Below are 5,010 nucleotides of genomic sequence, written 5' to 3' on the forward strand. Positions count from 1 at the left end.
TGCTCGACCGCATCGCCCGGCTCGAGGCCGCACTGCGCCGCACCGGCGCGAGGAGTGATCAACCCCCATGGACATGAACCGCCTCACCCAGAAGTCCCAGGAAGCCCTCCAGGGCGCCCAGACCAAGGCGCTGCGGCTCGGCCAGACCGAGGTCGACGGCGAACATCTGCTGCTCGCCCTGCTCGACCAGCCCGAGGGCCTGGTGCCCCGGCTGATCGACCAGGTGGGCGCCGACCCCACGGCGCTGCGCACGATGCTGGAGGCCGAGGTGGCCCGCAAGCCGAAGGTCACCGGCCCCGGCGCCGCCCCGGGACAGGTCTTCGTCACCCAGCGCCTGGCCAAGCTGCTGGACACCGCCGAGCAGGAGGCCAAGCGGCTCAAGGACGAGTACGTCTCCGTCGAACACCTCATGCTGGCCCTCACCGACGAGGGATCCGCCACCGCCGCCGGGCGGGTGCTCAAGGAACACGGCGTCACCAAGGAGGCGTTCCTCAGCGCCCTCACCCAGGTCCGCGGCGGCCAGCGGGTCACCTCCGCCAACCCCGAGGTGGCGTACGAGGCGCTGGAGAAGTACGGCCGCGACCTGGTCCTCGAGGCCCGCTCGGGCAAGCTGGACCCCGTCATCGGCCGGGACGCCGAGATCCGCCGGGTCACCCAGATCCTCAGCCGCAAATCGAAGAACAACCCGGTGCTGATCGGCGACCCGGGCGTAGGCAAGACCGCGATCGTCGAGGGCCTGGCCCAGCGCATCGTGCGCGGCGACGTCCCCGAAGGGCTGCGCGACAAGACCGTCTTCGCCCTCGACATGGGGTCCCTGGTCGCCGGGGCGAAGTACCGCGGCGAGTTCGAGGAGCGGCTGAAGGCCGTGCTCAGCGAGGTCAAGGCCGCCTCGGGCAGGATCCTGCTGTTCGTCGACGAGCTGCACACCGTGGTGGGAGCGGGGGCGGCCGAAGGCGCCATGGACGCGGGGAACATGCTCAAGCCCATGCTGGCCCGCGGCGAGCTCCATATGATCGGCGCCACCACGCTCCAGGAGTACCGCAAACACATCGAGAAGGACGCCGCGCTGGAGCGCCGGTTCCAGCAGGTGCTGGTGGACGAGCCGTCCGTCGAGGACACCATCTCGGTCCTGCGCGGGCTGCGGGAACGCCTGGAGGTCTTCCACGGCGTCAAGATCCAGGACACCGCCCTGGTCTCCGCCGCGACCTTGAGCCACCGCTACATCAGCGACCGGTTCCTGCCGGACAAGGCCATCGACCTCGTCGACGAGGCCTGCGCCCGGCTGCGTACGGAGATCGACTCCATGCCCGCCGAGCTGGACGAGATCACCCGCCGGGTCACCCGCCTGGAGATCGAGGACGCCGCGCTCGCCAAGGAGACCGACCCGGCCAGCGAGCAGCGGCTGGCGGAGCTGCGCAGGGAACTGGCCGATCTGCGCGCCGAGGCCGACGCCAAACGCGCCCAGTGGGAGGCCGAGCGGCAGTCCATCCGCCGGGTGCAGGAACTGCGCAAGGAGCTGGAGGAGGTGCGCCGCGACGCGGAGGAGGCCGAACGCGTCTACGACCTCAACCGCGCCGCCGAACTGCGCTATGGCAGGCTCCAGGAGCTGGAGCGCCGGCTGGCCGCCCAGGAGGAGCAGCTGGCCGCCAAACAGGGCGCCCACCGGCTGCTGCGCGAGGTCGTCACCGAGGACGAGATCGCCGACATCGTCTCCGCCTGGACCGGAATCCCGATCTCCCGCCTCAAGGAGGGCGAGCGGGAGAAGCTGCTGCGCCTGGACGAGATCCTGCGGGAGCGGGTCATCGGCCAGGACGAGGCGGTCAAGGTGGTCGCCGACGCCATCATCCGGGCCCGCTCGGGGATCCGGGACCCGCGCCGCCCCATCGGGTCGTTCATCTTCCTCGGCCCCACCGGCGTCGGCAAGACCGAGCTGGCCAAGACGCTGGCCGCGGCCCTGTTCGACACCGAGGACAACATGGTCCGCCTCGATATGAGCGAGTACCAGGAGCGGCACACCGTCAGCCGGCTGCTCGGCGCGCCGCCCGGATACGTCGGCTACGAGGAGGGCGGCCAGCTCACCGAGGCGGTGCGCCGCAAACCCTACTCGGTGGTGCTGTTCGACGAGATCGAGAAGGCGCACCCCGATGTCTTCAACACCCTGCTGCAGGTCCTCGACGACGGGCGGATCACCGACGCCCAGGGCCGGGTGGTCGACTTCCGCAACACCATCCTGATCATGACGTCCAACATCGGGTCGGTGCACCTCCTCGACGGCGTCACCTCCGAAGGCGAGCTCAAACCGGACGCCCAGGGCCTGGTGATGAGCGAGCTGCGCGCACACTTCCGCCCCGAGTTCCTGAACCGGGTCGACGACATCGTGCTGTTCAAGCCGCTCGGTGAGCCCCAGATCGAGCGGATCGTGGATCTTCAGTTCGAGGAGTTGCGGCAGCGCCTGGCCGAGCGCCGGATCGCCGTCGAGCTCACCCAGGCCGCCCGGGAGGTCATCGCCCACGAAGGCTACGATCCCGTCTACGGGGCACGGCCGCTGCGCCGCTTCATCTCGCACGAGGTCGAGACCCTGATCGGACGCGCCCTGCTGCGCGGCGACGTGCAGGAGGGCGCCACGGTGCGCGTCGACGCCCAGCACGGCGAACTGGTCGTCACCTACGAGCAGGAACCACAGGAAGGGTGAACGCCATGGCCCTCGAGCCGGACCCGCATCTGTCCATGGTCCGCGATGTCACCCCGCGCACCCCCGAGGGCTGCGAGGAGTGCCTGCGTCTGGGATCCGCCTGGGTGCATCTGCGGCTCTGCCTGACCTGCGGACACGTCGGCTGCTGCGACTCCTCACCGCTCAGGCACGCCCGCGCCCATGCCCACGAGGAGGGACACCCGATCATGGAGCCGATGGAGCCGGGTGAGGACTGGCGGTGGTGCTTTGTCCACGAGGCGCTGGTCTGACGGCGCCGGCGCCCACTCCAGCGGCTTCACCGGCGGGTGACCACCACTGCGCATGCGCCGTCAGGAGATGTAGCCCTCCCGCAGGGCGTAGGCCACGGCGTGGGCGCGGTTGCGCAGGCCCAGACGGGTCGTCAGGCCCTGGATGACGTTCTTCACGGTCCGTTCGGAGTAGGCGAGTTTGACGGCGATCTCGCCGGTGCCCATCCCTTCCGCGACCAGCCGCAGAACATCGGTCTCACGCGGTGTCAGGCCGAGCGGCACCCCGAGGCGGCCGACCGCTCCGGGCCGTAGCGCGCCGACCTGGCTGACGAGTTGGCCGATCAGATCGGTGGGGAGGTCGCCGTCGCCGCGGGAGGCCGCGAGGACCGCCTGGAACAGCCGGTCACCGGTGGCCTCGCGCCGCCAGACGATGGCCCCGACGCCGCATTCGATCACATCGAGCAGTTCGGCCCGGCGGATCAGGCCGGCGACCAGGACCACGCGCAGCCCCGCGTCGTGCACGAGTCTGCGCAGACCGTTGAGCGTGGTCTCGTCGACGGAGTCCGTGAGCAGCACTGCCACGTCTCCCACCTGGGCGTCCGACTCGTCGACGAGGGCGAGTTCGGGGTGCCGACGCAGCTGGCCGATCGCCCCCTCTTGGGAGATCGGGTCCTGCGCGTGGATAACGACGGAAATCCTGCGCCTGGATTCCCTCGTCGCCGACCGTGGGTTCGGCGGCTCTAAAGAGGCGCGCAATGTTCTCCCTCTGTCCACCGCGAAACGGATTGTGGGGCTCCGGATGTGATCATACGGTAGCCGACGTCGGCGACCGTGCGTTCGAAATCCTCCTTTATCGTTCCGATATCACCGGCAACCTATACAGCGAAAACGCTAAGGAAAATCCTCGAAAAACCATGGCGCGCACAGGAACGCGCAGGCAGGCTCGGGCGGGGCGATGGGCGTCGGCCGGTCGGCGAGGACCCCGGTGGCCGCTCCCGCTCATGGAACCCGCCGCCGCCGGGCCGCGCACCCCCCACGGGCCCGTCCCTTGCCCAAAAGACCCAGGCAGACTGCCCCGGCGCACCTGGACCGGCCCAAAGTGGGCTCTATAGCGTCACGTTCGGAGTATCTGGGCTTGTCGCCTGCGCCCCGTGGTGGCAACACCAAGAGGGCTTTCCGGTCCCTGCCGGACAACTCATCCCGCACGGCAACCCCTTCCCACGGACCCTGCCGCGCAGTGCCGTGGGAGAACCCCCACGCGTGCTGACAGGGAAGGAACTCGGTGCACGATCACTCCACGCGGTACAGCCTGCTGGGCCCGGTCGAGGTGGTACGGGACGGCACAGCGCTGGCCCTGGGGCCACGGCAGCGCCGAGTGCTGCTGATCCGCCTGCTCATCGAGGACGGCCGGCCCGTCTCCCTGGCACAGCTCTGCCAGGACCTGTGGCAGGGGTCCCAGCCGACCGGGGCCGTCTCCTCCGTACGCGCGCACATCAGCAGACTGCGCTCGGTGCTGGAACCCGTGCCGCGCAACCGCTCCACCCTCCTGGTCAACGGCCCGGCCGGCTACGCCCTGAAGGTGCCCGACGAGGCTCGTGACACCACGCGCTTCGAGATGTCCGTGGCCCGGGCCCGGCAGTCCATGCGCCGCGGCCAACTGGACGTCGCCCGCAAGGAGATAGACGACGCGCTCGGCCTGTGGCGCGGCGAGGCCCTGGGCGAGACCGCCGAACACGCCTTCGCGGCGCGCGAGACGGCCCGGCTGAACACCGCCCGGCAAGACGCCACCGAGCTGCAGGCCACGATCCTCATCAAACAGGGCGACCTGGAGCAGGCGATCGGGGTGGCCGAGAACCTCACCGCCGGCGCCCCGCTCCGCGAGGCCTCATGGGCGCTGTTGATGTGCGCGCTGTACGGGGCGGGACGGTCCGTCGAAGCGCTGCGACAGTACGAGCGGTTCCGCACGTTCCTGGCCCAGGAACTCGGCCTCGACCCCAGCCCCGGGCTGTCCAATCTGCACACCGCCATCCTGCGGCACGACACCCAGGTCCTCGGCGAGCTGTGCGGTCT

4 protein-coding genes are annotated in these 5,010 nt (G+C 70.1%); 3 read left to right on the forward strand and 1 reads right to left on the reverse strand.

The genetic code is table 11. The features are described from left to right. The first annotated feature begins 67 nt into the window (after nucleotides 1–67). Together clpB and CCN51_RS30990 are read left to right on the forward strand one after the other, a co-directional pair. Nucleotides 68–2,692, forward strand: a complete 2,625-nt coding sequence (gene clpB, locus CCN51_RS30985; protein WP_014174501.1) for an ATP-dependent chaperone ClpB — start codon at nucleotides 68–70, stop codon at nucleotides 2,690–2,692. A 5-nt stretch (nucleotides 2,693–2,697) separates the two neighbouring features. Further along, on the forward strand, nucleotides 2,698–2,961 hold the full coding sequence (locus CCN51_RS30990) for a UBP-type zinc finger domain-containing protein (RefSeq protein WP_043489343.1): 264 nt from the start codon (nucleotides 2,698–2,700) through the stop codon (nucleotides 2,959–2,961). A 60-nt stretch (nucleotides 2,962–3,021) separates the two neighbouring features. Here the strand turns inward: CCN51_RS30990 and CCN51_RS30995 are convergent, their stop codons facing one another. After that, the gene (locus CCN51_RS30995; protein ID WP_055413875.1) at nucleotides 3,022–3,696 is read right to left on the reverse strand and encodes a helix-turn-helix transcriptional regulator; all 675 of its coding nucleotides are present in this window, start codon (nucleotides 3,694–3,696) and stop codon (nucleotides 3,022–3,024) included. Between the two features lie 526 nt (nucleotides 3,697–4,222). On the opposite strand from CCN51_RS30995, the gene CCN51_RS31000 reads away from it, so the two are divergent. Beyond that, nucleotides 4,223–5,010: AfsR/SARP family transcriptional regulator (locus CCN51_RS31000; RefSeq protein WP_211303268.1), on the forward strand; the 788-nt coding region annotated here is incomplete at its 3' end.

The sequence above is a fragment of the Streptomyces milbemycinicus genome, assembly GCF_002154605.1.
Taxonomy (GTDB): domain Bacteria; phylum Actinomycetota; class Actinomycetes; order Streptomycetales; family Streptomycetaceae; genus Streptomyces; species Streptomyces milbemycinicus.

Coding starts and splice junctions, on each gene's coding strand:
- clpB (WP_014174501.1), top strand. CDS start 68: ATGGACATGAACCGCCTCACCCAGAAGTCCCAGGAAGCCCTCCAGGGC.
- CCN51_RS30990 (WP_043489343.1), top strand. CDS start 2,698: ATGGCCCTCGAGCCGGACCCGCATCTGTCCATGGTCCGCGATGTCACC.